General features: G+C 55.5%; 24 protein-coding genes, 7 tRNA genes, 1 other RNA gene and 1 pseudogene. 29 read left to right on the top strand and 4 right to left on the bottom strand.

The genetic code is table 11. The annotated features are described in order from the left end of the window. Positions 1-30 precede the first annotated feature (30 nt). On the bottom strand, positions 31-132 hold the full coding sequence (locus tag LPQ25_RS27435) for a hypothetical protein (protein ID WP_418133188.1): 102 nt from the start codon (positions 130-132) through the stop codon (positions 31-33). A gap of 324 nt (positions 133-456) precedes the next feature. Between LPQ25_RS27435 and sdhC the strand changes: the two genes are divergently transcribed. From sdhC to LPQ25_RS17995, 27 genes and pseudogenes are all read left to right on the top strand, one after another. Then, positions 457-861: a succinate dehydrogenase cytochrome b556 subunit gene (gene sdhC, locus LPQ25_RS18125; RefSeq protein WP_004142216.1), complete on the top strand. Its 405-nt coding sequence runs from the start codon at positions 457-459 to the stop codon at positions 859-861. Further along, a complete protein-coding gene (gene sdhD, locus LPQ25_RS18120) occupies positions 855-1202 on the top strand; it encodes a succinate dehydrogenase membrane anchor subunit (protein ID WP_002894949.1) in 348 nt (115 codons plus the stop codon). The genes sdhC and sdhD overlap by 7 nt, the downstream gene beginning before the upstream one ends. Further along, positions 1202-2968 carry a succinate dehydrogenase flavoprotein subunit gene (gene sdhA / locus LPQ25_RS18115; protein WP_004179067.1) on the top strand — a complete coding sequence of 589 codons (1767 nt, stop codon included), beginning with the start codon at positions 1202-1204 and terminating at the stop codon, positions 2966-2968. Before sdhD ends, sdhA begins: the two co-directional genes overlap by 1 nt. Positions 2969-2983: 15 nt before the next feature. After that, positions 2984-3700 carry a succinate dehydrogenase iron-sulfur subunit SdhB gene (gene sdhB / locus LPQ25_RS18110; protein ID WP_002894954.1) on the top strand — a complete coding sequence of 239 codons (717 nt, stop codon included), beginning with the start codon at positions 2984-2986 and terminating at the stop codon, positions 3698-3700. 381 nt (positions 3701-4081) lie between these two features. After that, entirely contained in the window at positions 4082-6889 is a 2808-nt protein-coding gene (sucA, locus tag LPQ25_RS18105) for a 2-oxoglutarate dehydrogenase E1 component (protein ID WP_004147623.1), read from the top strand. Positions 6890-6903: 14 nt separating this feature from the next. Beyond that, positions 6904-8130: a 2-oxoglutarate dehydrogenase complex dihydrolipoyllysine-residue succinyltransferase gene (odhB, locus tag LPQ25_RS18100; protein ID WP_004142209.1), complete on the top strand. Its 1227-nt coding sequence runs from the start codon at positions 6904-6906 to the stop codon at positions 8128-8130. Positions 8131-8233: 103 nt separating this feature from the next. Next, on the top strand, positions 8234-9400 hold the full coding sequence (sucC, locus tag LPQ25_RS18095) for an ADP-forming succinate--CoA ligase subunit beta (protein ID WP_002895039.1): 1167 nt from the start codon (positions 8234-8236) through the stop codon (positions 9398-9400). Further along, positions 9400-10269 (top strand): succinate--CoA ligase subunit alpha, encoded by an 870-nt coding sequence (sucD, locus tag LPQ25_RS18090; protein ID WP_002895043.1) that lies wholly within the window; start codon positions 9400-9402, stop codon positions 10267-10269. Before sucC ends, sucD begins: the two co-directional genes overlap by 1 nt. Positions 10270-11094: 825 nt before the next feature. Further along, on the top strand, positions 11095-12663 hold the full coding sequence (gene cydA / locus LPQ25_RS18085) for a cytochrome ubiquinol oxidase subunit I (RefSeq protein WP_002895047.1): 1569 nt from the start codon (positions 11095-11097) through the stop codon (positions 12661-12663). A 15-nt stretch (positions 12664-12678) separates the two neighbouring features. After that, positions 12679-13818: a cytochrome d ubiquinol oxidase subunit II gene (gene cydB, locus LPQ25_RS18080; protein ID WP_002895049.1), complete on the top strand. Its 1140-nt coding sequence runs from the start codon at positions 12679-12681 to the stop codon at positions 13816-13818. A 15-nt stretch (positions 13819-13833) separates the two neighbouring features. Beyond that, entirely contained in the window at positions 13834-13950 is a 117-nt protein-coding gene (gene cydX, locus LPQ25_RS18075) for a cytochrome bd-I oxidase subunit CydX (RefSeq protein ID WP_002895051.1), read from the top strand. Continuing rightward, positions 13950-14240 (top strand): cyd operon protein YbgE, encoded by a 291-nt coding sequence (ybgE, locus tag LPQ25_RS18070; protein WP_002895053.1) that lies wholly within the window; start codon positions 13950-13952, stop codon positions 14238-14240. Before cydX ends, ybgE begins: the two co-directional genes overlap by 1 nt. Before the next feature lie 149 nt (positions 14241-14389). Further along, positions 14390-14794: a tol-pal system-associated acyl-CoA thioesterase gene (gene ybgC / locus LPQ25_RS18065; protein WP_002895056.1), complete on the top strand. Its 405-nt coding sequence runs from the start codon at positions 14390-14392 to the stop codon at positions 14792-14794. Then, positions 14791-15482, top strand: a pseudogene (gene tolQ, locus LPQ25_RS18060) (Tol-Pal system protein TolQ). The gene ybgC and the pseudogene tolQ overlap by 4 nt, the downstream one beginning before the upstream one ends. A gap of 3 nt (positions 15483-15485) precedes the next feature. Beyond that, entirely contained in the window at positions 15486-15914 is a 429-nt protein-coding gene (gene tolR, locus LPQ25_RS18055) for a colicin uptake protein TolR (RefSeq protein ID WP_002895061.1), read from the top strand. A gap of 99 nt (positions 15915-16013) precedes the next feature. Then, positions 16014-17339: a cell envelope integrity protein TolA gene (tolA, locus tag LPQ25_RS18050; RefSeq protein WP_004179068.1), complete on the top strand. Its 1326-nt coding sequence runs from the start codon at positions 16014-16016 to the stop codon at positions 17337-17339. A gap of 129 nt (positions 17340-17468) precedes the next feature. Further along, the gene (gene tolB / locus LPQ25_RS18045) at positions 17469-18761 is read left to right on the top strand and encodes a Tol-Pal system beta propeller repeat protein TolB (RefSeq protein ID WP_002895066.1); all 1293 of its coding nucleotides are present in this window, start codon (positions 17469-17471) and stop codon (positions 18759-18761) included. A gap of 34 nt (positions 18762-18795) precedes the next feature. Beyond that, complete coding sequence (gene pal, locus LPQ25_RS18040; protein WP_002895068.1) at positions 18796-19320, top strand: peptidoglycan-associated lipoprotein Pal; 525 nt, start codon at positions 18796-18798, stop codon at positions 19318-19320. Between the two features lie 9 nt (positions 19321-19329). Next, positions 19330-20124 (top strand): cell division protein CpoB, encoded by a 795-nt coding sequence (cpoB, locus tag LPQ25_RS18035; protein WP_002895071.1) that lies wholly within the window; start codon positions 19330-19332, stop codon positions 20122-20124. A 161-nt stretch (positions 20125-20285) separates the two neighbouring features. Then, positions 20286-20361 (top strand) — tRNA-Lys (locus LPQ25_RS18030). 125 nt (positions 20362-20486) lie between these two features. Further along, a tRNA-Val gene (locus tag LPQ25_RS18025) sits at positions 20487-20562 on the top strand. 2 nt (positions 20563-20564) lie between these two features. Beyond that, positions 20565-20640: transfer RNA gene (locus LPQ25_RS18020), tRNA-Lys, on the top strand. A gap of 149 nt (positions 20641-20789) precedes the next feature. After that, positions 20790-20865: transfer RNA gene (locus LPQ25_RS18015), tRNA-Val, on the top strand. Positions 20866-20868: 3 nt separating this feature from the next. Continuing rightward, a tRNA-Lys gene (locus LPQ25_RS18010) sits at positions 20869-20944 on the top strand. Positions 20945-21090: 146 nt separating this feature from the next. Then, positions 21091-21166 (top strand) — tRNA-Lys (locus LPQ25_RS18005). Positions 21167-21300: 134 nt separating this feature from the next. Beyond that, positions 21301-21376 (top strand) — tRNA-Lys (locus tag LPQ25_RS18000). A 95-nt stretch (positions 21377-21471) separates the two neighbouring features. Further along, positions 21472-21609: non-coding RNA, RtT sRNA (locus LPQ25_RS17995), on the top strand. Positions 21610-21705: 96 nt separating this feature from the next. Here LPQ25_RS17995 and LPQ25_RS17990 read toward each other — a convergent pair. Then, the gene (locus LPQ25_RS17990) at positions 21706-21855 is read right to left on the bottom strand and encodes a hypothetical protein (protein ID WP_032409073.1); all 150 of its coding nucleotides are present in this window, start codon (positions 21853-21855) and stop codon (positions 21706-21708) included. A 69-nt stretch (positions 21856-21924) separates the two neighbouring features. On the opposite strand from LPQ25_RS17990, the gene nadA reads away from it, so the two are divergent. Further along, positions 21925-22968: a quinolinate synthase NadA gene (gene nadA, locus LPQ25_RS17985; protein WP_002895074.1), complete on the top strand. Its 1044-nt coding sequence runs from the start codon at positions 21925-21927 to the stop codon at positions 22966-22968. 35 nt (positions 22969-23003) lie between these two features. Further along, complete coding sequence (gene pnuC, locus LPQ25_RS17980) at positions 23004-23723, top strand: nicotinamide riboside transporter PnuC (RefSeq protein ID WP_004151689.1); 720 nt, start codon at positions 23004-23006, stop codon at positions 23721-23723. Here the strand turns inward: pnuC and zitB are convergent. Beyond that, positions 23720-24664, bottom strand: coding sequence for a CDF family zinc transporter ZitB (gene zitB, locus LPQ25_RS17975; protein ID WP_004147641.1), 945 nt, complete (start codon positions 24662-24664; stop codon positions 23720-23722). The two genes, pnuC and zitB, sit on opposite strands and share 4 nt — an antisense overlap. A gap of 117 nt (positions 24665-24781) precedes the next feature. Further along, positions 24782-25147, bottom strand: a complete 366-nt coding sequence (locus LPQ25_RS17970) for a protein YbgS (RefSeq protein WP_012737666.1) — start codon at positions 25145-25147, stop codon at positions 24782-24784. Positions 25148-25459: the final 312 nt, after the last annotated feature.

Below are 25459 nucleotides of genomic sequence, written 5' to 3'. Positions count from 1 at the left end.
TCAGCGTTTTAGCAGTCCGAATATTAAAACCTATATACCACTAATAACTGTCCTGATTACATCGGTCAATACTGACACACTGTTACATAACTTATTCTCAGGTGAAAGAGTGACCCCATAACTTTTGAGCATTATTGCATTTAACTGGTAATGGTTGTAACAAGAATGTTTAATATTTGTCAAATCAGGTGATTAAAAATTAAAAAAATGTTGGTATCGTGACCTTGATCACTGTTCCGGAGAAAACCCAACAAACTATATGTAGGTTAATTGTAATGATTTTGTGAACGGCCTATACTGCGGCCAGGTCTCCGGAACACCCTGCAATCCCGAGCCACCCAGCGTTGTTTAGTGATGTTTTAATGCCTGAAAAGACGTTTTAACATGACTTCTGGTTATAGAAAGGACGCTGTCTGACCCGCAAGCAGACCGGAGGAAGGAAACAATAAGAACAGCATGTGGGCGTTATTCATGGTAAGAAATGTGAAAAAACAAAGACCTGTCAATCTGGATCTACAAACGATACGGTTCCCAATCACGGCGATAGCGTCCATTCTCCATCGCGTTTCCGGTGTTATCACCTTCGTGGCGGTCGGAATTCTGCTTTGGCTGCTGGGCACCAGCCTTTCCTCCCCAGAAGGTTTTCTGACGGCGGCCTCCATCATGGATAGCTTCTTTGTGAAGTTCATCATGTGGGGCATTCTCACCGCGCTGGCCTATCACGTCGTTGTCGGTATTCGCCATCTGATGATGGACTTTGGCTACCTGGACGAAACCCTCGAAGCAGGGAAACGTTCCGCCAAAATTTCTTTTGTTATTACTGTCGTGCTTTCACTTCTCGCAGGAGTCCTCGTATGGTAAGCAACGCCTCAGCACTGGGACGCAACGGCGTACATGACTTTATCCTGGTCCGTGCTACCGCCATCGTTCTGACCCTCTACATCATCTACATGGTTGGCTTCTTCGCCACCACCGGTGAAATCTCATGGGAAGTGTGGACCGGATTCTTTGCCTCCGGCTTCACTAAGGTCTTCACTCTGCTGGCTCTCGTTTCCATTCTCATCCATGCCTGGATCGGGATGTGGCAGGTGTTAACGGACTACGTTAAACCACTGGCTCTGCGCCTGGTTCTGCAACTGGCTATCGTTGTGGCGCTGGTGGCTTACGTTCTTTATGGATTTGTTGTGGTGTGGGGTGTGTAATGAAATTGCCAGTCAGAGAGTTTGATGCTGTTGTCATCGGTGCCGGCGGCGCAGGTATGCGCGCGGCGCTGCAAATTTCCCAGAGCGGACAGACTTGTGCACTGCTCTCCAAAGTGTTCCCTACCCGTTCCCATACCGTATCCGCGCAGGGTGGCATCACCGTCGCGCTCGGTAACTCCCATGAAGATAACTGGGAATGGCATATGTACGACACCGTAAAAGGGTCGGACTATATCGGCGACCAGGACGCCATCGAATACATGTGTAAGACCGGCCCGGAAGCGATTCTTGAGCTGGAGCACATGGGACTGCCGTTCTCTCGTCTTGACGATGGCCGTATTTATCAGCGCCCGTTTGGCGGCCAGTCGAAGAACTTCGGCGGCGAACAGGCGGCGCGTACCGCGGCGGCGGCTGACCGTACCGGTCACGCCCTGCTGCACACTCTGTATCAGCAGAACCTGAAAAACCACACCACTATCTTCTCCGAATGGTACGCCCTCGATCTGGTGAAAAACCAGGACGGCGCGGTAGTCGGTTGTACCGCCCTGTGCATCGAGACCGGCGAAGTGGTCTACTTTAAAGCCCGCGCCACCGTGCTGGCGACCGGCGGCGCAGGCCGTATCTATCAGTCCACCACCAACGCCCACATCAATACGGGTGACGGCGTCGGGATGGCCATCCGCGCCGGCGTGCCGGTGCAGGATATGGAAATGTGGCAGTTCCACCCGACCGGTATCGCCGGGGCTGGGGTTCTGGTTACCGAAGGTTGCCGCGGCGAAGGCGGTTACCTGCTGAACAAACACGGCGAACGCTTTATGGAGCGTTATGCCCCGAACGCTAAAGACCTGGCGGGCCGTGACGTGGTGGCGCGTTCCATCATGATCGAAATCCGCGAAGGCCGCGGCTGCGACGGTCCGTGGGGCCCGCACGCGAAACTGAAACTGGATCACCTCGGTAAAGAGGTTCTGGAATCTCGTCTGCCGGGTATCCTTGAACTTTCCCGTACCTTTGCCCACGTCGATCCGGTGAAAGAGCCGATCCCGGTTATCCCAACCTGTCACTACATGATGGGCGGTATCCCGACCAAAGTCACCGGCCAGGCGTTGACCGTGAATGAGAAGGGCGAAGACGTGGTGATCCCGGGCCTGTTCGCGGTAGGCGAAATCGCCTGCGTATCGGTCCACGGCGCCAACCGTCTGGGCGGCAACTCGTTGCTCGACCTGGTAGTCTTCGGCCGCGCGGCGGGCCTGCATCTGCAGGAATCCATTGCCGAGCAGGGCACGCTGCGCGACGCCAGCGAATCCGATATCGAAGGCTCGCTGGATCGCCTCAACCGCTGGAACAACACCCGCTCTGGTGAAGATCCGGTGGCGATTCGTAAAGCGCTGCAGGAATGTATGCAGCATAACTTCTCGGTGTTCCGCGAAGGCGATGCGATGCACAAAGGTCTGGAGCAACTGAAAGTGATCCGCGAGCGCCTGAAAAACGCCCGTCTCGACGATACCTCCAGCGAGTTCAACACCCAGCGCGTTGAGTGCCTGGAGCTGGATAACCTGATGGAAACCGCCTACGCGACCGCCGTATCCGCTAACTTCCGTACCGAGAGCCGTGGCGCCCACAGCCGCTTCGACTTCCCGGATCGTGATGATGAAAACTGGCTGTGCCATTCCCTGTACCTGCCAGAGTCGGAATCCATGACGCGTCGTAGCGTCAATATGGAACCGAAACTGCGTCCGGCATTCCCGCCGAAGATTCGTACTTACTAATGCGGAGACAGGAAAATGAAACTCGAGTTTTCAATTTATCGCTATAACCCGGATGTTGACGACGCTCCGCACATGCAGGATTACACCCTTGAAGCGGAAGAAGGTCGCGACATGATGCTGCTGGATGCGCTGATCCAGCTGAAAGAAAAAGATCCGTCGCTGTCGTTCCGCCGCTCCTGCCGTGAAGGGGTCTGCGGGTCCGATGGTCTGAACATGAACGGGAAAAACGGTTTGGCGTGCATCACGCCAATCTCCGCGCTGAATCAGCCGGGCAAGAAGATTGTTATCCGTCCGCTGCCAGGATTACCGGTTATCCGTGATTTGGTGGTGGACATGGGGCAATTCTATGCACAATATGAGAAGATTAAGCCTTACTTGTTGAATAATGGGCAAAATCCTCCGGCTCGTGAGCATCTGCAGATGCCTGAGCAGCGTGAGAAACTCGACGGGCTGTACGAGTGTATTCTGTGCGCCTGCTGTTCGACCTCGTGCCCGTCGTTCTGGTGGAACCCGGACAAGTTCATCGGCCCGGCTGGCCTGCTGGCCGCGTATCGCTTCCTGATCGACAGTCGCGATACCGAAACCAGCGAGCGCCTGGACGGCCTGAGCGATGCTTTCAGCGTATTCCGCTGTCACAGCATTATGAACTGCGTCAGTGTGTGTCCGAAGGGGCTGAACCCGACGCGCGCCATCGGCCATATTAAGTCGATGCTGCTGCAGCGCAGCGCGTAAGCAACACGGTCTGTCCCGGATGGCGCTAGCGCTTATCCGGGCTACCAAAGCAGTAGCCCCGGCAAGCGTTAGCGCCGCCGGGGGATATAGCAGGAAATCTTTAAAAACCGCCACAAGATGTACCAGTAATCGAGGCGTTCAGTGCGAGGTAAGGCGGCAACTGAGCGCATCCCCGGGAGCATAGTGAACTATGTGACCGGGGTAAGCGAAGGCAGCCAACGCAACCGCAGCCTGAACGCTGAAGATTAATGGCAGTTTTTAAAGGTTCCTTAGCGGATAGAAACCACAACTCGTCCGCAACAAGTGAACCCCGGCACGTGCACTCGGTGTGCGTGGTAGTTTCTACGGCGAAATAAGCATATGAATGCTTAAGGGATCACGATGCAGAACGGCGCAATGAAAGCCTGGCTGGACTCTTCTTACCTCTCTGGTTCGAACCAGAGCTGGATAGAACAGCTCTATGAAGACTTCTTAACCGATCCTGACTCTGTTGACGCCAACTGGCGTTCAATGTTCCAGCAGTTACCTGGCACCGGAGTTAAACCGGATCAATTTCATTCCAAAACGCGTGATTATTTCCGTCGACTGGCGAAGGATGCCTCACGTTACACTTCTTCGATTTCCGACCCAGACACCAATGTGAAGCAGGTTAAAGTCCTGCAGCTCATCAACGCATACCGTTTCCGTGGCCACCAGCATGCGAATCTCGATCCGCTGGGGCTGTGGAAGCAAGAGAGAGTGGCGGATCTCGATCCGGCCTACCACGATCTGACCGAGGCCGATTTCCAGGAAAGCTATAACGTAGGTTCATTTGCCATCGGTAAAGACACGATGAAGCTGGGCGAGCTGATTGCCGCCCTCAAGCAAACCTACTGCGGCTCCATCGGCGCGGAATACATGCATATCACCTCTACCGAAGAAAAACGCTGGATCCAGCAGCGCATTGAATCGGTAGCTGGCAAAGCGAGCTTTACCGCGGAAGAGAAAAAACGCTTCCTCAGCGAACTGACCGCCGCGGAAGGTCTGGAGCGCTACCTCGGCGCCAAATTCCCGGGGGCGAAGCGCTTCTCGCTGGAGGGTGGCGACGCCCTGATCCCGATGCTCAAAGAGATGATCCGCCATGCAGGCAAAAGCGGCACCCGCGAAGTGGTGCTGGGCATGGCGCACCGCGGCCGTCTCAACGTGCTGGTCAACGTGCTGGGTAAAAAACCGCAGGACCTGTTCGACGAGTTCGCGGGCAAACATAAAGAACACCTCGGCACCGGCGACGTGAAGTACCACATGGGCTTCTCTTCCGATATGGAAACCGAAGGCGGTCTGGTGCACCTGGCGCTGGCGTTTAACCCGTCGCACCTCGAGATCGTCAGCCCGGTGGTAATCGGTTCCGTACGCGCCCGTCTGGATCGTCTGGACGAGCCAAGCAGCAACAAAGTTCTGCCTATTACCATCCACGGCGACGCCGCCGTCACCGGCCAGGGCGTGGTTCAGGAAACTCTGAACATGTCCAAAGCCCGCGGTTACGAAGTGGGCGGTACCGTGCGCATCGTTATCAACAACCAGGTGGGCTTCACGACCTCTAACCCGCTGGATGCGCGCTCGACGCCGTACTGCACCGACATCGGTAAAATGGTGCAGGCGCCGATTTTCCACGTGAACGCGGACGATCCGGAAGCGGTCGCCTTCGTCACCCGTCTGGCGCTTGATTTCCGCAATACCTTTAAACGCGATGTCTTCATTGATCTGGTGTGCTACCGCCGTCACGGCCACAACGAAGCCGATGAGCCGAGCGCAACCCAGCCGCTGATGTATCAGAAGATCAAAAAGCATCCGACTCCGCGCAAAATCTATGCTGACAAGCTGGAGCAGGAGAAGGTGGCGACTCTGGAAGATGCGACCGAGCAGGTTAACCTCTACCGCGATGCGCTGGATGCCGGCGAATGCGTGGTGCAGGAATGGCGTCCGATGAATATGCATTCCTTTACCTGGTCGCCGTACCTCAACCACGAGTGGGACGAGAGCTATCCGGATAAAGTTGAGCCGAAACGTCTGCAGGAGTTGGCCAAACGCATCAGCACGGTACCGGAAGGTATCGAAATGCAGTCCCGCGTGGCGAAAATTTACGCCGACCGCCAGGCGATGGCGGCAGGCGAGAAGCTGTTTGACTGGGGCGGCGCCGAAAATCTGGCCTACGCCACGCTGGTTGACGAAGGTATTCCGGTTCGTCTGTCCGGCGAAGACTCCGGCCGCGGCACCTTCTTCCACCGTCATGCGGTGATCCATAACCAGACCAATGGTTCAACCTACACGCCGCTGCAGCATGTCCATAACGGCCAGGGCCAGTTCCGCGTTTGGGACTCGGTACTGTCTGAAGAAGCGGTGCTGGCGTTCGAATATGGTTACGCCACCGCCGAGCCGCGCACTCTGACCATCTGGGAAGCGCAGTTTGGCGACTTCGCCAACGGTGCGCAGGTGGTGATCGACCAGTTCATCTCCTCCGGTGAGCAGAAATGGGGAAGGATGTGCGGCCTGGTGATGCTCCTGCCGCACGGTTACGAAGGCCAGGGCCCGGAGCACTCCTCCGCGCGTCTGGAGCGTTATCTGCAGCTGTGCGCTGAACAAAACATGCAGGTCTGCGTGCCGTCCACGCCGGCACAGGTTTATCACATGCTGCGTCGCCAGGCGCTGCGCGGTATGCGTCGTCCGCTGGTGGTGATGTCGCCGAAGTCGCTGCTGCGTCATCCGCTGGCGGTCTCCAGCATGGATGAGCTGGCGAACGGCACTTTCCTGCCGGCTATTGGTGAAATCGATCAACTTGATCCGCAGGCTGTGAAGCGCGTTGTGCTGTGCTCTGGTAAGGTTTACTACGACCTGCTGGAACAGCGCCGCAAAAACGAGCAAAAAGATGTCGCTATCGTTCGTATCGAGCAGCTCTATCCGTTCCCGCATCAGGCGGTGCAGGAAGCGCTGAAAGCGTATGCGCACGTGCATGATTTTGTCTGGTGCCAGGAAGAGCCGCTCAACCAGGGCGCATGGTACTGCAGCCAGCATCACTTCCGTGAAGTGATTCCGTTTGGGGCCTCTCTGCGTTATGCAGGCCGCCCGGCCTCCGCCTCTCCGGCGGTAGGGTATATGTCCGTTCACCAGAAACAGCAACAAGATCTGGTCAATGACGCGCTGAACGTCGATTAATTAAAGGATACACAATGAGTAGCGTAGATATTCTGGTTCCCGACCTGCCTGAGTCCGTAGCTGACGCAACCGTCGCCACCTGGCACAAAAAACCGGGCGACGCGGTCGTCCGTGACGAAGTTCTGGTCGAAATCGAAACTGACAAAGTGGTACTGGAAGTACCGGCATCAGCGGACGGCATTCTGGATGCAGTGCTGGAAGACGAGGGCGCCACCGTCCTGTCTCGCCAGATCCTTGGCCGCCTGCGCGAAGGCAACAGCGCAGGTAAAGAAAGCAGCGAGAAAGCCGATGCGAAAGCGTCCACTCCGGCGCAGCGTCAGCAGGCCTCTCTGGAAGAGCAGAACAACGACGCGCTGAGCCCGGCGATCCGTCGTCTGCTGGCTGAACACAACCTTGACCCAGCGGCCATCAAAGGCACTGGCGTCGGCGGCCGTCTGACCCGCGAAGACGTTGAGAAACATCTGGCGAAAGCCCCGGCGCCGGCAGAAGCCAAAGCGCCAGCCGCCGCCCCGGCAGCCGCGCCGGCGCCGCAGCTGGGCCACCGTTCGGAAAAACGCGTCCCGATGACCCGTCTGCGTAAACGCGTAGCCGAACGTCTGCTGGAAGCGAAAAACTCTACCGCCATGCTGACGACCTTTAACGAAGTCAACATGAAGCCCATCATGGATCTGCGTAAGCAGTACGGTGAGGCGTTCGAAAAACGTCATGGCATCCGCCTGGGCTTTATGTCCTTCTACGTGAAAGCGGTAGTGGAAGCGCTGAAACGCTATCCGGAAGTGAACGCTTCCATCGATGGCGACGACGTGGTGTACCACAACTACTTCGACGTCAGCATGGCCGTATCCACTCCGCGCGGTCTGGTCACCCCGGTTCTGCGTGACGTCGACCTGCTGGGCATGGCGGATATCGAAAAGAATATCAAAGAGCTGGCAGTGAAAGGCCGCGACGGCAAGCTGACCGTAGACGACCTGACCGGCGGTAACTTCACTATTACCAACGGCGGCGTCTTCGGCTCCCTGATGTCCACGCCGATCATCAACCCACCGCAGAGCGCTATTCTGGGTATGCATGCCATTAAAGACCGTCCGATGGCGGTCAATGGCAAGGTAGAGATCCTGCCGATGATGTACCTGGCGCTCTCCTATGACCACCGTCTGATCGACGGACGTGAATCGGTAGGCTTCCTGGTGGCGATTAAAGAGCTGCTGGAAGATCCGACCCGTCTGCTGCTGGACGTGTAGTCAGCAAGCGTATTACCTACCGTAGGCCGGATAACACGCGTTAGCGCTGTTATCAGGCCTACAGGTTTAAAGATAATTACACCCTGAAGGATGGACTGAACACATGAACTTACATGAATATCAGGCAAAACAACTTTTTGCCCGCTATGGCTTACCGGCGCCGGTGGGTTATGCCTGTACTACTCCGCGTGAAGCAGAAGAAGCCGCTTCAAAAATCGGCGCGGGTCCGTGGGTAGTGAAATGTCAGGTTCACGCTGGTGGCCGCGGCAAAGCGGGCGGTGTGAAAGTAGTTAAGAGCAAAGAAGAGATCCGCGCATTTGCCGAGCACTGGCTGGGCAAACGTCTGGTGACCTATCAAACAGATGCGAACGGCCAGCCGGTTAACCAGATCCTGGTTGAAGCGGCGACCGATATTGACAAAGAGCTGTACCTGGGCGCGGTTGTTGACCGTAGCTCCCGTCGTGTGGTGTTCATGGCGTCTACCGAAGGCGGCGTGGAAATCGAGAAAGTGGCGGAAGAGACCCCGCACCTGATCCACAAGATCGCCATCGATCCGCTGGCGGGCCCGATGCCTTACCAGGGTCGTGAACTGGCGTTCAAACTGGGTCTGGAAGGTAAACAGGTTCAGCAGTTCACCAAGATTTTCATGGGTCTGGCGACCATTTTCCTTGAGCGCGACCTGGCGCTGATCGAGATCAACCCGCTGGTGATCACCAAGCAGGGCGACCTGATCTGCCTCGACGGCAAACTGGGCGCGGACGGCAACGCGCTGTTCCGCCAGCCGGATCTGCGCGAAATGCGCGATCAGTCTCAGGAAGACCCACGTGAAGCGCAGGCGGCGCAGTGGGAACTGAACTACGTCGCGCTGGACGGCAACATCGGCTGCATGGTTAACGGCGCAGGCCTGGCGATGGGTACCATGGACATCGTTAAGCTGCACGGCGGCGAACCGGCTAACTTCCTCGACGTAGGCGGCGGCGCGACCAAAGAGCGCGTGACCGAAGCGTTCAAAATCATCCTCTCTGACGACAACGTTAAAGCGGTGCTGGTTAACATCTTCGGCGGCATCGTGCGTTGCGACCTGATCGCTGACGGCATCATCGGCGCGGTAGCGGAAGTAGGGGTTAACGTTCCGGTTGTGGTTCGTCTGGAAGGTAACAACGCCGAACTGGGCGCGAAAAAACTGGCTGACAGCGGCCTGAATATTATTGCAGCGAAAAGTCTGACGGACGCAGCACAGCAGGTTGTTGCCGCAGTGGAGGGGAAATAATGTCAGTTTTAATTAATAAAGATACCAAGGTTATCTGCCAGGGCTTCACCGGTAGCCAGGGGACCTTCCACTCTGAACAAGCGATCGCTTACGGTACGCAAATGGTTGGCGGCGTGACGCCAGGCAAAGGCGGCACCACTCACCTGGGCCTGCCGGTGTTCAACACCGTGCGCGAAGCCGTTGAAGCGACCGGCGCGACCGCGACCGTGATCTACGTTCCGGCGCCGTTCTGCAAAGATTCCATCCTGGAAGCGATCGACGCGGGCATTAAGCTTATCATCACCATCACCGAAGGTATCCCAACGCTGGATATGCTGACCGTGAAGGTGAAGCTGGACGAAGCGGGCGTGCGTATGATCGGCCCGAACTGCCCGGGCGTTATCACTCCGGGCGAGTGCAAAATCGGCATCATGCCGGGTCACATTCACAAGCCGGGTAAAGTGGGCATCGTTTCCCGTTCCGGCACCCTGACCTATGAAGCGGTTAAGCAGACCACCGACTACGGCTTCGGCCAGTCTACCTGCGTCGGTATCGGCGGCGACCCGATCCCGGGCTCCAACTTCATCGATATCCTGAAGATGTTCGAGGAAGATCCGCAGACCGAAGCGATCGTCATGATCGGTGAGATCGGCGGCAGCGCGGAAGAAGAAGCGGCTGCTTATATTAAAGATCATGTCACTAAGCCGGTTGTCGGCTACATCGCGGGCGTTACCGCGCCGAAAGGCAAGCGTATGGGCCACGCGGGCGCTATCATCGCCGGCGGTAAAGGTACAGCGGATGAGAAATTCGCAGCGCTGGAAGCGGCGGGTGTGAAAACTGTTCGCAGCCTGGCCGACATCGGCGAAGCGCTGAAAGCTATTATCAAGTAAACCCTCTCTGCTTGTCCGCAAGCAGAAATCTGTCCGATTTCGACATGGTTGGCCACCGTCAGGTGGCCTTTTTTGTGACCGTTATCCCGTCTCGTCAGAACCGCAGCGCCAACAACGAATTGATTTTCTGCGAAAAGCCCTATCTATCATATTGATTTAAATTATTATTTAATAAGTATTTTCGATGCGCTGTAGTGGCTAAAAAAATATACCCCGGCTGTACCGTAGGGAAACAAAAGCGGCAGCGAAAAAGCGTGGGGCAGGGGATAAGGAAGAAGATAAAATACTGTGAGCGGTCTAACATTATTCGGATCGGTTCCTTTTTTTTGTTTTTTTTCCACGACGTTAAATAATATTACCTATGATTCTCATATCTCTCTTTTTAGTAACTGGAAAAGCCATAGTTTAAACACTTAATTAACATTAAGTTCACCAATATTCTTTATTGGGCTACATAATTAACACATAGAGTAAAAATTGATTTATATCAATACTTAATCCTTGGAAAAATCCCTCAAAAAACGTTAAATTGTCTCAAGTCAAATTGGCTGAATTCAGCCATCTTCACTATATATTGATCACCGTCGAAAAATGTAAAACTGGAACAATAAAAACATATTTATTGTAAGGTTATTGCGGCGTAATATATTGGGGAATCAATTGGGTTTTTCGTTAACGTATTTGTAACCTTACCCTGGCATGGTTTTACCTTCGATTGAAACCTGCTGTGGACGGGCGACAAATAAATTTGTATTGGGGCATGCGTATGAGCCAGAGCTTCTCGGTTCATTTTCGGAGTCTTCATGCGATGAGCAAGGAGTCATGATGTTAGATATAGTCGAACTGTCGCGCTTACAGTTTGCCTTGACCGCGATGTACCACTTCCTGTTTGTGCCGCTAACGCTCGGTATGGCGTTCCTGCTGGCCATCATGGAAACGGTCTACGTCCTTTCCGGCAAACAGATTTATAAAGATATGACCAAATTCTGGGGCAAGTTGTTTGGTATCAACTTCGCGCTGGGTGTGGCGACCGGTCTGACCATGGAGTTCCAGTTCGGGACTAACTGGTCGTATTACTCACACTACGTGGGCGATATCTTTGGTGCGCCGCTGGCCATTGAAGGTCTGATGGCCTTCTTCCTCGAATCCACCTTTGTAGGTCTGTTCTTCTTCGGTTGGGATCGTCTGGGCAAAGTTCAGCACATGGCCGTCACCTGGCTGGTTGCGCTGGGTTCCAACCTCTCCGCGCTGTGGATCCTTGTCGCCAACGGCTGGATGCAGAACCCTATCGCATCGGACTTCAACTTCGAAACCATGCGTATGGAGATGGTCAGCTTCTCTGAACTGGTGCTCAACCCGGTCGCCCAGGTGAAATTCGTTCACACTGTGGCGTCGGGCTATGTCACCGGCGCGATGTTCATCCTGGCGATTAGCTCCTGGTACATGCTGAAAGGTCGCGACTTCGCCTTTGCCAAGCGCTCCTTTGCCATCGCAGCCAGCTTCGGTATGGCGGCGATCCTCTCCGTTATTGTGCTGGGTGACGAATCCGGTTACGAAATGGGTGACGTGCAGAAAACCAAACTGGCGGCTATCGAAGCAGAGTGGGAAACCCAGCCTGCGCCGGCGGCCTTCACCCTGTTTGGTATTCCCGATCAGAATGCGCAGACCAACCACTTTGCGATCCAGATCCCCTACGCGCTGGGCATCATTGCTACCCGCTCGGTGGACAAGCCGGTTATCGGCCTCAAGGATCTGATGGTTCAGCACGAAGAGCGTATCCGTAACGGCATGAAAGCCTACGCGCTGCTGGAACAGCTGCGCGCCGGTTCAACCGATCAGGCCGTGCGTGACCAGTTCAATAACGTGAAGAAGGACCTCGGTTATGGCCTGCTGTTGAAGCGCTATACCCCGAACGTCGCTGACGCCACGGAAGAGCAGATCGCCAAAGCGACCAAAGACTCCATTCCAAGCGTCGCACCGCTGTACTTCGCCTTCCGTATCATGGTGGCGTGCGGCATCCTGATGCTGCTGATTATAGGCGCCTCCTTCTGGAGCGTGATCCGTAACCGCATCGGCGAGAAAAAATGGCTGCTGCGCGCCGCATTCTACGGCCTGCCGCTGCCGTGGATTGCCGTGGAGTCGGGCTGGTTTGTTGCCGAATACGGCCGTCAGCCGTGGGCGATTGGTGAGGTCCTGCCGACGGCGGTGGCTAACTCATCATTAACCGCGGGCGATCTGATCTTTTCAATGTTGCTGATCTGCGGTCTGTACACGCTGTTCCTGGTGGCTGAACTGTTCCTGATGTTCAAGTTTGCCCGCAAAGGACCTAGCAGCCTGAAAACCGGCCGCTATCACTTTGAACAGTCCTCTGCGGCTATTCAGTCGGCACGCTAAGACAGGAGTCGTCAAATGATCGATTATGAAGTATTGCGTTTTATCTGGTGGCTGCTGATTGGCATTCTGCTGATTGGTTTTGCCGTCGCCGACGGGTTCGACATGGGGGTGGGCATGCTCACCCGCTTCCTCGGCCGCAACGACACCGAGCGTCGGATTATGATCAACGCCATCGCCCCGCACTGGGACGGTAACCAGGTGTGGCTGATCACCGCCGGCGGCGCGCTGTTCGCTGCCTGGCCGATGGTTTACGCCGCGGCGTTCTCTGGCTTCTATGTGGCGATGATTCTGGTGCTGGCCTCGCTGTTCTTCCGTCCGGTCGGTTTTGACTACCGTTCTAAGATCGAGGACACCCGCTGGCGCAACATGTGGGACTGGGGTATCTTCATCGGTAGCTTCGTGCCGCCGCTGGTGATTGGCGTGGCCTTTGGCAACCTGCTGCAGGGCGTGCCGTTCCACGTCGATGAATACCTGCGTCTGTTCTATACCGGTAACTTCTTCCAGTTGCTGAACCCGTTTGGTCTGCTGGCCGGTATCGTCAGCGTGGCGATGATCCTGACTCAGGGCGCCACCTACCTGCAGATGCGTACCGTAGGCGAACTGCACCTGCGTACTCGCACCGTTTCCATGGTGGCGGCGCTGGTGACGCTGGTCTGCTTCGCGCTGGCGGGCGTGTGGGTCTACTACGGCATCGACGGCTATGTGGTGAAATCGGTGATTGACCATACCGGCCCGTCTAACCCGCTGACCAAGGAAGTGGTGCGGGAAGCTGGCGCGTGGATGGTGAACTTTAACAATATGCCAGCGCTGTGGGCGGTGCCTGCCCTGGGCGTGGTGTTGCCGCTGCTAACCGTCGTTTCGACCAAAGCGGATAAAGGCGCCTGGGCATTCCTGTTCTCCTCGCTGACCCTGGCCTGCATCATTCTGACTGCCGGTATCGCGATGTTCCCGTTCATCATGCCGTCCAGCACCATGCTGAACGCCAGCCTGACAATGTGGGACGCGACCTCCAGTCAGCGGACGCTGAACCTGATGACCTACGTGGCGATTGTTTTCGTGCCGATCATTCTGGCCTACACCAGCTGGTGTTACTGGAAGATGTTTGGCCGCATCACGCGCGAAGACATCGAAAAGAATACCCACTCGCTGTACTAAGGTAAGGAGCTATATATGTGGTACTTCGCATGGATTTTGGGAACGCTTCTTGCCTGTGCTTTTGGGGTCATTACCGCGCTGGCGCTTGAGCACGTGGAAGCCACCAAAGCCGGGAAGAAAGAAGAAATCTGATGAAATTTATCGCTACTCTGTACGCGATAATGGACAAGCGCCCGCTCCGGGCGCTTTCCTTATTGATGGCGCTGCTGCTGGCTGGCTGCATTTTCTGGGATCCGTCGCGCTTTGCGGCGAAGACCAGCGAGCTGGAAATCTGGCATGGTTTCTTGCTGATGTGGGCGGTTTGCAGCGGCGTTATTCACGGCGTGGGCTTTCGCCCGCGTGCCGTTCACTGGCAGGGGATTTTTTGTCCGCTTATCGCTGATATCGTGCTCGCTTTAGGTCTCTTCTTTTTCTTCTTTTGAATAAGAGATCTCTGTTAATGCTATGGGCTTGCATAAGCCCATAAAAATTTACGCCCCGTTTACTTTCCCCCATTCCAAACCACCTTTCCCGCGCGTATAGTAGCGAAGTTTGAAAGCTCTAACCTTTTTTTGCATTACCGGGATGTAAAGTGAATACAACGCTGTTTCGATGGCCGGTTCGGGTCTACTACGAAGATACCGATGCCGGTGGTGTGGTTTACCACGCCAGTTACGTCGCTTTTTATGAAAGAGCACGCACAGAGATGCTGCGCCACCATCACTTTAGTCAACAGGTGCTGTTGGCTGAACGCGTTGCCTTCGTGGTTCGCAAAATGACGCTGGAGTATTTTGCCCCCGCCAGGCTCGACGACATGCTCGAAGTCCAGACGGAAATTACCTCGATGCGCGGCACCTCTTTGGTTTTCACGCAGCGAATCGTCAACGCCGAGAATACAGTGTTAAACGAAGCTGAGGTTCTCATTGTGTGCGTTGATCCACTCTTAATGAAGCCACGTGCGCTTCCCAAGTCTATTGTCGCGGAGTTTAAGCAGTGACTGACATGAATATCCTTGATTTGTTCCTGAAGGCGAGCCTTCTGGTAAAACTTATCATGTTGATTTTGATTGGTTTTTCTATCGCTTCCTGGGCTATCATTATTCAGAGAACGCGTATCCTTAACTCGGCCGCGCGTGAAGCTGAAGCGTTCGAGGACAAATTCTGGTCCGGGATCGAGCTCTCTCGTCTGTACCAGGAGAGCCAGGGGCGTCGCGATAACCTGACCGGTTCGGAACAAATCTTCTACAGCGGTTTCAAAGAGTTTGCACGCCTGCATCGGGCTAACAGCCATGCGCCGGAAGCGATTGTCGAAGGGCATCGCGCGCGATGCGTATTTCGATGAACCGCGAACTGGAAACGCTGGAGACCCATATTCCGTTCCTCGGCACCGTAGGCTCGATCAGCCCGTATATCGGTCTGTTCGGTACCGTCTGGGGGATTATGCACGCCTTTATCGCCCTTGGCGCGGTGAAGCAGGCCACCCTGCAGATGGTGGCGCCAGGTATCGCCGAAGCGCTGATCGCCACCGCGATTGGTCTGTTCGCCGCGATCCCGGCGGTCATGGCGTATAACCGCCTGAACCAGCGCGTGAACAAGCTTGAACTGAATTACGACAACTTTATGGAAGAGTTCACCGCTATTCTGCACCGTCAGGCCTTTACCACCAGCGAAAGCAATAAGGGGTAAGCCATGGCCAGAGCACGTGGACGCGGACGTCGCGAACTGAAGTCCGAGATCAACATCGTTCCGCTGCTGGATGTCCTGCTGGTGCTGCTGCTGATCTTTATGGCAACGGCGCCGATCATTACGCAGAGCGTGGAAGTCGATCTGCCGGACGCCACGGAATCGCAAGCGGTGAAAAGCAATGACGATCCGCCGGTGATTGTGGAAGTCTCCGGGGTAGGGCAGTACAGCGTGAAGGTGGGGCAGGAGACGCTGTCCCAGCTGCCGCCGGAGCAGGTAATTGCCGAAGCGAAGCGTCGTCTTGAAGCCAATGAAAAAACGGTATTCCTGATCGGCGGTGCGAAAGACGTCCCTTACGATGAAATTATTAAAGCGCTGAACCTGTTGCATAGTGCAGGGGTTAAATCGGTCGGCTTGATGACCAAACCTATTTAATCGCTTCAGGTAGGTGCGTCCGCGCGGCGTCCGGTGGCGGGTATCGCTCGCCGTCGGTGCGCATCGCGGATACAGGCGAACAGTTTTTGGGAACCGATAGTGTCAAAGGCAACCGAACAAAACGACAAGCTTAAACGAGCGATCATCATTTCAGTCGCGCTGCACATCATTCTGATCGCGCTGCTGATCTGGAGTTCGTTTGACGAGCATCTGGATGCCTCTGCCGGCGGCGGCGGCGGATCGTCGATTGATGCCGTCATGGTCGATCCGGGGGCGGTGGTAAATAACTATAACCGTCAGCAACAGCAGCAGGCCAGCGCACGTCGCGCCGCTGAACAGCGTGAAAAACAGGCGCAGCAGCAGGCGGAAGAGTTACGTGAGAAACAGGCGGCGGAACAGGAACGGCTGAAACAGCTCGAACAGGAGCGGCTGCAGGCGCAGGAAGCGGCGAAAGAAGCGAAGGAGCAGCAGAAGCAGGCTGAAGAAGCGGCTGCCAAGGCCGCCGCGGCGGCAAAAGCCAAAGCGGACGCACAGGCAAAAGAAGCGCAGGAAGCCGCTGCCAAAGCGGCCGCCGAGGCGAAAGCGAAGGCGGATGCCCAGGCGAAAGCGGCAGAACAGGCGGCGGCCAAGGCGGCTGCTGACGCGAAAAAGCAGGCCGAAGCCGCTGCAGCGAAAGCCGCTGCCGAGGCGAAGAAACAGGCGGAAGCTGAAGCGGCGAAAGCTGCGGCCGAGGCGCAGAAGAAAGCGGAAGCGGCGGCTGCGAAGAAAGCGCAACAGGAAGCGGAGAAAAAAGCCCAGCAGGAAGCGGCTAAGCAGGCGGCAGCTGAAAAAGCGGCTGCCGAAAAAGCCGCTGAGAAAGCCGCCGCGCAAAAAGCGGCCGCTGAGAAGGCCGCCGCCGAGAAAGCCGCAGCCGCTGAAAAAGCGGCGGCAGCGAAAGCGGCTGCAGCAGAGAAGGCTGCAGCTGATAAAGCGGCCAAAGCGGCAGCAGCAAAAGCCGCGGCGGCGAAGAAAGCGGCGGCTGCGAAAGAAGCGGACGGCGTTGACAACCTGCTCGGCGATCTGAGTTCTGGTAAGAATGCGCCTAAAACAGGCGGTGGGGCCAAAGGAAACAATGCCTCCGCTGCCGGGAGTGGTAATACTAAAAACAGTGCCTCAGGGGCTGATATCAACAACTATGCCGGACAGATAAAATCGGCGATTGAAAGTAAGTTTTATGACGCATCGTCCTATGCGGGCAAAACATGTACCTTGCGTATCAAACTTGCTCCTGACGGCCTGTTGTTAAATATACAGTCCGAAGGTGGTGATCCTGCTCTGTGCCAGGCCGCTCTTGCCGCAGCCCGACAGGCTAAGTTTCCGAAACCACCTAGCCAGGCAGTATATGAAGTCTTCAAAAATGCGCCACTGGACTTCAAACCTCAGTGACATTTTTCCCCGTGCAAACGGGGAAAAACAATCTATGGTAGTCACAGGGTTTTGGTAGTTTTGTATATTTGAGTTTGTTAACATTCTGCTAAATTATCGTGGGCTTTCCGCCCGGATAAGGGAGATATGATGAAGCAGGCATTACGAGTAGCATTTGGTTTTTTAATGCTGTGGGCGGCGGTGCTGCACGCAGAAGTACGTATCGAGATCACCCAGGGGGTGGACTCGGCGCGCCCTATCGGCGTGGTACCGTTCCAGTGGGCCGGCCAGGGCGCTGCGCCGGAAGATGTCGGTGGTATCGTGGCAGCTGACCTGCGCAACAGCGGTAAATTCAATCCGCTGGATCGCTCTCGTCTGCCGCAGCAGCCGACCAGTGCCCAGGAAGTGCAGCCTGCTGCCTGGTCTGCGCTGGGTATTGACGCCGTAGTCGTCGGCCAGGTCACGCAAAATCCGGATGGTTCTTATCAGGTTGCGTATCAACTGGTGGACACCGGCGGAGCGCCGGGCACAACGCTGGCGCAAGGTTCTTTTAAAGTCACTAAGCAGTACCTGCGCTATGCGGCGCACGCGGCCAGCGACGCGGTATTTGAGAAGCTGACCGGCATCAAGGGCGCCTTCCGTACCCGTATCGCCTACGTGGTGCAGAAAAACGGCGGCCAGTACCCTTACGAACTGCGCGTGTCCGACTACGATGGTTACAACCAGTTCCTGGTTCACCGTTCCTCCCAGCCGCTGATGTCCCCGGCCTGGTCTCCGGACGGTTCTAAACTGGCCTACGTTACCTTTGAAAGCGGTCGTTCTGCGCTGGTGGTTCAGACCCTGGCGAACGCCTCTGTGCGTCAGATCGCCTCCTTCCCGCAGCACAACGGCGCCCCGGCGTTCTCACCGGATGGTTCTAAACTGGCGTTCGCGCTGTCGAAAACCGGTAGCCTGAACCTGTACGTAATGGATCTGGGATCGGGTCAGATTCGTCAGGTGACCAACGGTCGCAGCAACAACACCGAACCAAGCTGGTTCCCGGACAGCCAGAATCTGGCCTTCACTTCTGACCAGGCAGGTCGTCCGCAGGTATATAAAGTCAACATTAATGGCGGCACGCCGCAGCGTATCACCTGGGAAGGTTCTCAGAACCAGGACGCCGACGTGAGCGCGGATGGTAAAACCATGGTAATGGTCAGCTCGGCCGGCGGTCAGCAGCACATTGCCAAACAAGATCTGGAAACGGGTGGTGTACAGGTTCTGTCATCAACGTTTTTAGACGAAACGCCAAGTCTGGCACCTAACGGCACTATGGTAATCTACAGCTCTTCTCAGGGGATGGGATCCGTGCTGAATCTGGTTTCTACAGATGGGCGTTTCAAAGCGCGTCTTCCGGCAACTGATGGACAGGTAAAATCGCCTGCCTGGTCGCCGTATCTGTGATAATAAATAATTGATTATTAAAGGAATCAAAGAAATGCAACTGAACAAAGTGCTGAAAGGGCTGATGATCGCTCTGCCGGTTATGGCAATCGCGGCATGTTCTTCTAACAAGAACGCCAGCAACGACCAGAGCGGTGAAGGCATGCTGGGTGCCGGCACTGGTATGGACGCTAACGGTAACGGCGGCAACATGTCTTCTGAAGAGCAAGCTCGTCTGCAGATGCAGCAGCTGCAGCAGAACAACATCGTTTACTTCGATCTCGACAAGTACGATATCCGTTCTGACTTCGCTGCTATGCTGGACGCGCACGCTAACTTCCTGCGCAGCAACCCGTCCTACAAAGTGACTGTAGAAGGTCACGCGGATGAGCGCGGTACGCCGGAATACAACATCGCTCTGGGTGAGCGTCGTGCTAACGCCGTTAAGATGTATCTGCAGGGCAAAGGTGTTTCTGCCGATCAGATCTCCATCGTTTCTTACGGTAAAGAAAAACCAGCAGTACTGGGTCATGACGAAGCGGCATATGCCAAAAACCGTCGCGCCGTACTGGTTTACTAAGAGAATTGCATGAGCAGTAACTTCAGACATCATTTATTGAGTCTGTCGTTACTGGTTGGCATAGCGGCCCCCTGGGCCGCTTTTGCTCAGGCGCCAATCAGTAGTGTCGGCTCAGGCTCGGTCGAAGACCGCGTCACTCAACTCGAGCGTATTTCCAATGCTCACAGCCAGCTTTTAACCCAACTCCAGCAACAACTCTCTGATAACCAGACTGACATTGATTCTCTCCGCGGGCAGATCCAGGAGAACCAGTACCAGCTGAATCAGATCGTTGAGCGCCAGAAACAGATTCTGCTGCAGATAGATAGTCTGAGCAGCGGTGGCGGCGCAGCATCAGGTGCGCAGGCTCCGTCGTCTTCTGGCGATCAGAGCGCGGCTGCCACCAGCGCAGCGCCAGCGGCCACCTCAGGCGCCCCGGCGATGACCGGCGATGCGAACACCGATTATAATGCCGCTATTGCCCTGGTGAAGGATGCCTCACGCCAGGATGACGCGATGGTGGCGTTTCAAAACTTCGTCAAAAAGTACCCGGATTCAACCTACCAGCCAAACGCTAACTACTGGCTCGGGCAGTTGAACTACAATAAGGGGAGAAAAGACGACGCGGCGTTTTACTTCGCTTCGGTGGTGAAGAACTACCCGAAATCGCCAAAAGCGCCTGACGCGATGTTTAAAGTCGGCGTGATCATGCAGGACAAAGGTGATACCGCGAAAGCGAAAGCGGTTTACCAGCAGGTGATCAACAAATTCCCCGGCACCGACGGTGCGAAACAAGCGCAAAAACGACTTAATGCTCTTGGTTGATTACGGCATGACCAGAAATCGCGTTATTTCTGGTCTTGTCGCCTGAATCGCCAGCAGTTAAGTGATCTTTATCGAAATTTTAGTTGCGCTGAATTCTGAAATCAGTAATATATGCCGCCGTTGCCAAGGGATATCAAACAAGCCCAAAGCAATGCCAGAGTGGGTCGTTAGCTCAGTTGGTAGAGCAGTTGACTTTTAATCAATTGGTCGCAGGTTCGAATCCTGCACGACCCACCAATCGTTCTGGTGGAACGCGATAGTAAAACGTGAAGGATAACGTTGCGTCAGCAACGGCCCGTAGGGCGAGGCAAAGCCGAGTCATCCTGCACGACCCACCGCTTAGTAGTATCCAGCGTAGTATCGGGTGATTAGCTCAGCTGGGAGAGCACCTCCCTTACAAGGAGGGGGTCGGCGGTTCGATCCCGTCATCACCCACCACCGGGTCGTTAGCTCAGTTGGTAGAGCAGTTGACTTTTAATCAATTGGTCGCAGGTTCGAATCCTGCACGACCCACCATCTTTAACATCGAACGTCGGTGTTAAACGTGAAGGATAACGTTGCTTCAGCTACGGCCCGAAGGGCAAGCGAAGCGAGTCATCCTGCACTCCAATCATTTTTATGATGGGGTAGGTGGACGCAGTATCGGTAGTATCCAGCGCAGTTTCGGGTGATTAGCTCAGCTGGGAGAGCACCTCCCTTACAAGGAGGGGGTCGGCGGTTCGATCCCGTCATCACCCACCACTCGGGTCGTTAGCTCAGTTGGTAGAGCAGTTGACTTTTAATCAATTGGTCGCAGGTTCGAATCCTGCACGACCCACCAATTTCAGCATTTAACTCAGATGCTGAACGTGAAGGATAACGTTGCGTCAGCAACGGCCCGAAGGGCGAGGCAAAGCCGAGTCATCCTGCACGACCTACCAATTTCTGAATTGGTGTCGAGTGAAGTTATTCAGGTAGTACCAGAGCGGGTCGTTAGCTCAGTTGGTAGAGCAGTTGACTTTTAATCAATTGGTCGCAGGTTCGAATCCTGCACGACCCACCAATTTCAGCATTTAACTCAGATGCTGAACGTGAAGGATAACGTTGCGACAGCAACGGCCCGAAGGGCGAGGCGAAGCCGAGTGCATCCTGCACGACCCACCATCCTGAATGATGACAGCAGTAAAATCCCGCAAGGGGTCGTTAGCTCAGTTGGTAGAGCAGTTGACTTTTAATCAATTGGTCGCAGGTTCGAATCCTGCACGACCCACCAATGTAAAAAGGCGCCCTAAAGGCGCCTTTTTGCTATGCGCAGAACTCAACGATTCGACAAAATTGTCGGGAACAATTTTGAACAACGCGGCAGCGTTGGCCCGCAGGGCGAGTCTCAGGATGAGACGAGTTTCTCTGCAGCAGGTTCGGGTCGAACGTAGTGAGACAACGGAGCCGCTTGCGGCGACGGCCCGCCGGGCGAGGCGAAGCCGAGTCATCCTGCACGACCCACCAATGTAAAAAGGCGCCCTAAAGGCGCCTTTTTGCTATCTGCATTTTCCCTGCCACTCATCAATGTTAATAATTTCTTAATTCATCATTTTCCCACGGTCACGCTGCGCTTACCGTGCCTGCACAGGGTACGAACCGGTCGTTCGGGCAGATGCGCAGCACCGTCCCCGGGAAAAGGGTCTGATGTACAAAATTCATCACGACTTTTAGCTCGTAATCGGCTATCTTGTTTAGCATATAAAACACCATGACCGTGTTAAGCCGCTGACAGGCCATACTGACGGTTGTAGAGTTAAGCCAGTAAAACGAGATTGCATGATGAGCGTAATGTTTGATCCTGAAACGGCGATTTATCCTTTCCCTGCTAAACCGCAGCCGCTGACCGTCGACGAAAAGCAGTTTTACCGCGAAAAAATCAAGCGCCTGCTGCGCGAGCGCGATGCCGTGATGGTGGCGCATTACTACACCGATCCTGAAATTCAACAGCTGGCGGAAGAGACCGGCGGCTGTATCGCCGACTCGCTGGAGATGGCGCGCTTTGGCGCCCGCCATTCGGCCTCCACGCTGCTGGTCGCCGGGGTGCGTTTTATGGGGGAAACCGCCAAAATCCTCAGCCCGGAAAAGACCATTTTGATGCCGACCCTGAACGCCGAGTGTTCATTGGATCTGGGCTGTCCGATTGAGGAATTCAACGCCTTTTGCGACGCCCATCCTGACCGCACCGTCGTGGTCTATGCCAATACGTCCGCCGCGGTGAAGGCCCGCGCCGACTGGGTGGTGACCTCCAGCATCGCCGTGGAACTCATTGACCATCTGGATAGTCTTGGTCAAAAGATCCTCTGGGCGCCGGACCGCCACCTTGGGCGCTACGTTCAGCGTCAGACCGGCGCAGACGTGCTGTGCTGGCAGGGGGCGTGCATCGTGCACGACGAGTTTAAAACCCAGGCGTTGATGCGGATGAAGGCTCTGCATCCCGAAGCCGCCGTGCTGGTCCATCCCGAGTCGCCGCAGGCGATCGTTGAGATGGCCGATGCCGTAGGCTCCACCAGCCAGCTGATTGCGGCGGCGAAAAGCCTGCCCCAGCGCCAGCTGATCGTGGCCACCGATCGCGGTATTTTCTATAAAATGCAGCAGGCGGTGCCGGAGAAAACGCTGCTGGAAGCGCCCACCGCCGGCGAAGGGGCGACCTGCCGCAGCTGCGCGCATTGTCCGTGGATGGCGATGAATGGCCTGAAAGCCATTGCCGAGGGTCTCGAGCAGGGCGGCGCTGAACATGAAATCCATGTCGACGAAGCGCTGCGAACCGGCGCATTAATTCCCCTTAACCGGATGCTGGATTTTGCGGCTACACTACGGGGATAACCTATTGTCGCGTCGCCAGACGCTGAGGGGAGGAAATGGATTTTTTTAGCACGCAGAATATTTTAGTACATATACCCATCGGCGCTGGGGGGTACGATCTCTCCTGGATAGAGGCCGTGGGGACGATTGCCGGGCTGTTGTGTATCTGGCTGGCGAGCCTGGAGAAGATCAGTAACTATGCTTTCGGGCTGGTCAACGTCACGCTGTTCGCCATCATCTTCTTTCAGATCCAGCTTTACGCCAGCCTGCTGCTGCAGCTGTTCTTTTTTGCCGCTAACGTTTACGGCTGGTATGCATGGTCGCGACAAAGCAGCAACCATGAGGCTGAGCTGCAGATCCGCTGGCTGCCGCGCAGCAAAGCGCTGGGCTGGCTGGCGGCCTGCGTGGTAGCGATCGGCTTGCTGACCCTGTTTATCAACCCGTTCTTTGCTTTCCTGACGCGGATTGCGGTCAGCCTGATGCAAGCGCTCGGTTTGCAGGTCACTATGCCGGAACTGCAGCCGGATGCTTTCCCGTTCTGGGACTCCTGTATGACGGTGCTGTCGGTGGTGGCGATGATCTTAATGACCCGCAAGTATGTTGAAAACTGGCTGCTGTGGGTGATCGTCAACGTGATAAGCGTGGTGATTTTTGCCCGTCAGGGCGTCTATGCCATGTCGCTGGAATACCTCTTGCTGACGTTCATTGCGTTGAACGGCAGCCGGATGTGGATAAATAGCGCGCGTGAGCGAGGTTCTCACGCGTTTTCTGGCTAATGGTGGTGGTGATGATCGTGCCCGGCGTGCATCGTGTTGAGATGGCACTCCGGGCCGCTGCAGGGCTGGTACTCCATCTGCACCGTGGCATGCGCAATTTCATATTTATGTTCCAGGAAATGCAGGATGCGGTTGAGTAACGCGTCATGATCGTGCGGTGGAACGACCTGTACATGGAGCGTCATCACCGGTTTTTCCCCCACCAGCCAGACGTGGACGTGGTGAACATCGCGTACCTCCGGGATAGAGCGACGGATATCCCGCTGCAGGGCCGCCACATCCAGCGAACGCGGCGCGCCTTCCAGCAATTCATTCAGACTCTCTTTCAGTAATCGCCAGGCACTACGTAATACCAGGCAGGAAACCAGCACGGAAAGAATCGGGTCGACAGGCGTCCAGCCGGTGGTGAGGATCACCACGGCCGCCACGATCGCGCCGACCGAGCCCAGCAGGTCGCCAAGCACGTGTAGCGCTGCGGCGCGTACGTTAAGATTCCGCTCCTCGCTACCCCGATGTAGGATCCAAAACGCCAGCACGTTGGCCAGCAGACCGGCGACTGCAATGACCATCATCGTCACGCCGGCTACCGGTTGCGGATGCTGGAAGCGCTGAATCGCCTCCCAGACAATCAGCATGGTGATCACCACCAGAGCAATAGCATTGAGAAACGCCGCCAGGGTGGTTAAACGCAACCAGCCAAAGGTATGGCGGGCATTTGGTGGGCGGCTGGCGAAGCGAACCGCCAGCAGCGCAAACAGCAGAGCGGCGGAGTCGGTGAGCATATGGCCGGCATCCGCCAGCAGGGCCAGCGAGCCGGAGATCGCGCCGCCGACGGCTTCAATCAGCATAAAGCCGGCGGTGACGATAAACGCCCATAGCAGCCGGCGGGCGTTGCTGTTATCCGGAGCCTGGACAGAGGAGTGCGAATGCGAGTGCGCCATAGTGTCGTCCCTTAATAGTTATCATTATTACGCTATGACATCATAAACAGAGAGCGATAAAAAACGAAGAAAAGGCGAGACCGGCTCGCCTTTTCTTCGATCTGCCCACCTCATGTGTTACTGGGTGGTGCCGTCGGTTTTGCTGTTGTCTTGGGTCGTATTGCCACCGTTGTCCAGTTTTTTACCGGTGTCCGGACAGCGGCCGTCTTTACACATCGAGTTTTTATGTACCTCATTGCTCGACATATTATCCTGGGTCATCGTCGAGCCCGTGGTGCCCCCAGAGCCAGAGTTGATCTGACTATTGTCCACGTTGTTCGGCGCCACGTTCTCACGGGCATCCGGCGCCACCTGACCGGCATCCGCGGAAGAGTTGGCCTGGCCATTATTGGACTGGGCGCCGGTGTCTGCCGCCAGGGCCGCGCCGCTGGCAAGACCTAAGGTGGCGGTGAGCAAAAGGGTCGTCAGTTTTTTCATATTCATCGGATACTCCTGTTAAGCCGGGAAGGGGAAATGCGCTTCCCGCGGTGAGTGTGCCAGGGATCTGACTCGCTATGGTTTAAGACTCCGCAGACGATCGCAGTGTCACTATATAATCCTGAAACGTAAGACTTAATTAGCTTTAACAGTTAAATATTGTAGTTCATGAGCCTGGTTTCGCTACTTTATGGCGTATTTTTGCCTATTTCCAGGATTATTCCATCACTACTGTAAAATCACGTTTACACTATTTCAGCGAAGAGATAGATTGGAGGGATTGCATTTCATTGAATAAGTATGGCAACGCTGGAAAGA

Origin of the sequence: Klebsiella sp. KPN54798 (genome assembly GCF_021184225.1) — a bacterium.
Taxonomy (GTDB): Bacteria; Pseudomonadota; Gammaproteobacteria; order Enterobacterales; family Enterobacteriaceae; genus Klebsiella; species Klebsiella pneumoniae.
This window is presented reverse-complemented; position numbering and strand designations above follow the sequence as displayed.

What these genes read in the sequence shown, in the direction of transcription:
- LPQ25_RS27435 (WP_418133188.1), bottom strand. Translation starts at nt 132, where the DNA reads ATGCTCAAAAGTTATGGGGTCACTCTTTCACCTGAGAATAAGTTATGT.
- sdhC (WP_004142216.1), top strand. Translation starts at nt 457, where the DNA reads ATGTGGGCGTTATTCATGGTAAGAAATGTGAAAAAACAAAGACCTGTC.
- sdhD (WP_002894949.1), top strand. Translation starts at nt 855, where the DNA reads ATGGTAAGCAACGCCTCAGCACTGGGACGCAACGGCGTACATGACTTT.
- sdhA (WP_004179067.1), top strand. Translation starts at nt 1,202, where the DNA reads ATGAAATTGCCAGTCAGAGAGTTTGATGCTGTTGTCATCGGTGCCGGC.
- sdhB (WP_002894954.1), top strand. Translation starts at nt 2,984, where the DNA reads ATGAAACTCGAGTTTTCAATTTATCGCTATAACCCGGATGTTGACGAC.
- sucA (WP_004147623.1), top strand. Translation starts at nt 4,082, where the DNA reads ATGCAGAACGGCGCAATGAAAGCCTGGCTGGACTCTTCTTACCTCTCT.
- odhB (WP_004142209.1), top strand. Translation starts at nt 6,904, where the DNA reads ATGAGTAGCGTAGATATTCTGGTTCCCGACCTGCCTGAGTCCGTAGCT.
- sucC (WP_002895039.1), top strand. Translation starts at nt 8,234, where the DNA reads ATGAACTTACATGAATATCAGGCAAAACAACTTTTTGCCCGCTATGGC.
- sucD (WP_002895043.1), top strand. Translation starts at nt 9,400, where the DNA reads ATGTCAGTTTTAATTAATAAAGATACCAAGGTTATCTGCCAGGGCTTC.
- cydA (WP_002895047.1), top strand. Translation starts at nt 11,095, where the DNA reads ATGTTAGATATAGTCGAACTGTCGCGCTTACAGTTTGCCTTGACCGCG.
- cydB (WP_002895049.1), top strand. Translation starts at nt 12,679, where the DNA reads ATGATCGATTATGAAGTATTGCGTTTTATCTGGTGGCTGCTGATTGGC.
- cydX (WP_002895051.1), top strand. Translation starts at nt 13,834, where the DNA reads ATGTGGTACTTCGCATGGATTTTGGGAACGCTTCTTGCCTGTGCTTTT.
- ybgE (WP_002895053.1), top strand. Translation starts at nt 13,950, where the DNA reads ATGAAATTTATCGCTACTCTGTACGCGATAATGGACAAGCGCCCGCTC.
- tolR (WP_002895061.1), top strand. Translation starts at nt 15,486, where the DNA reads ATGGCCAGAGCACGTGGACGCGGACGTCGCGAACTGAAGTCCGAGATC.
- tolB (WP_002895066.1), top strand. Translation starts at nt 17,469, where the DNA reads ATGAAGCAGGCATTACGAGTAGCATTTGGTTTTTTAATGCTGTGGGCG.
- pal (WP_002895068.1), top strand. Translation starts at nt 18,796, where the DNA reads ATGCAACTGAACAAAGTGCTGAAAGGGCTGATGATCGCTCTGCCGGTT.
- cpoB (WP_002895071.1), top strand. Translation starts at nt 19,330, where the DNA reads ATGAGCAGTAACTTCAGACATCATTTATTGAGTCTGTCGTTACTGGTT.
- LPQ25_RS17990 (WP_032409073.1), bottom strand. Translation starts at nt 21,855, where the DNA reads ATGGTGTTTTATATGCTAAACAAGATAGCCGATTACGAGCTAAAAGTC.
- nadA (WP_002895074.1), top strand. Translation starts at nt 21,925, where the DNA reads ATGAGCGTAATGTTTGATCCTGAAACGGCGATTTATCCTTTCCCTGCT.
- pnuC (WP_004151689.1), top strand. Translation starts at nt 23,004, where the DNA reads ATGGATTTTTTTAGCACGCAGAATATTTTAGTACATATACCCATCGGC.
- zitB (WP_004147641.1), bottom strand. Translation starts at nt 24,664, where the DNA reads ATGGCGCACTCGCATTCGCACTCCTCTGTCCAGGCTCCGGATAACAGC.
- LPQ25_RS17970 (WP_012737666.1), bottom strand. Translation starts at nt 25,147, where the DNA reads ATGAATATGAAAAAACTGACGACCCTTTTGCTCACCGCCACCTTAGGT.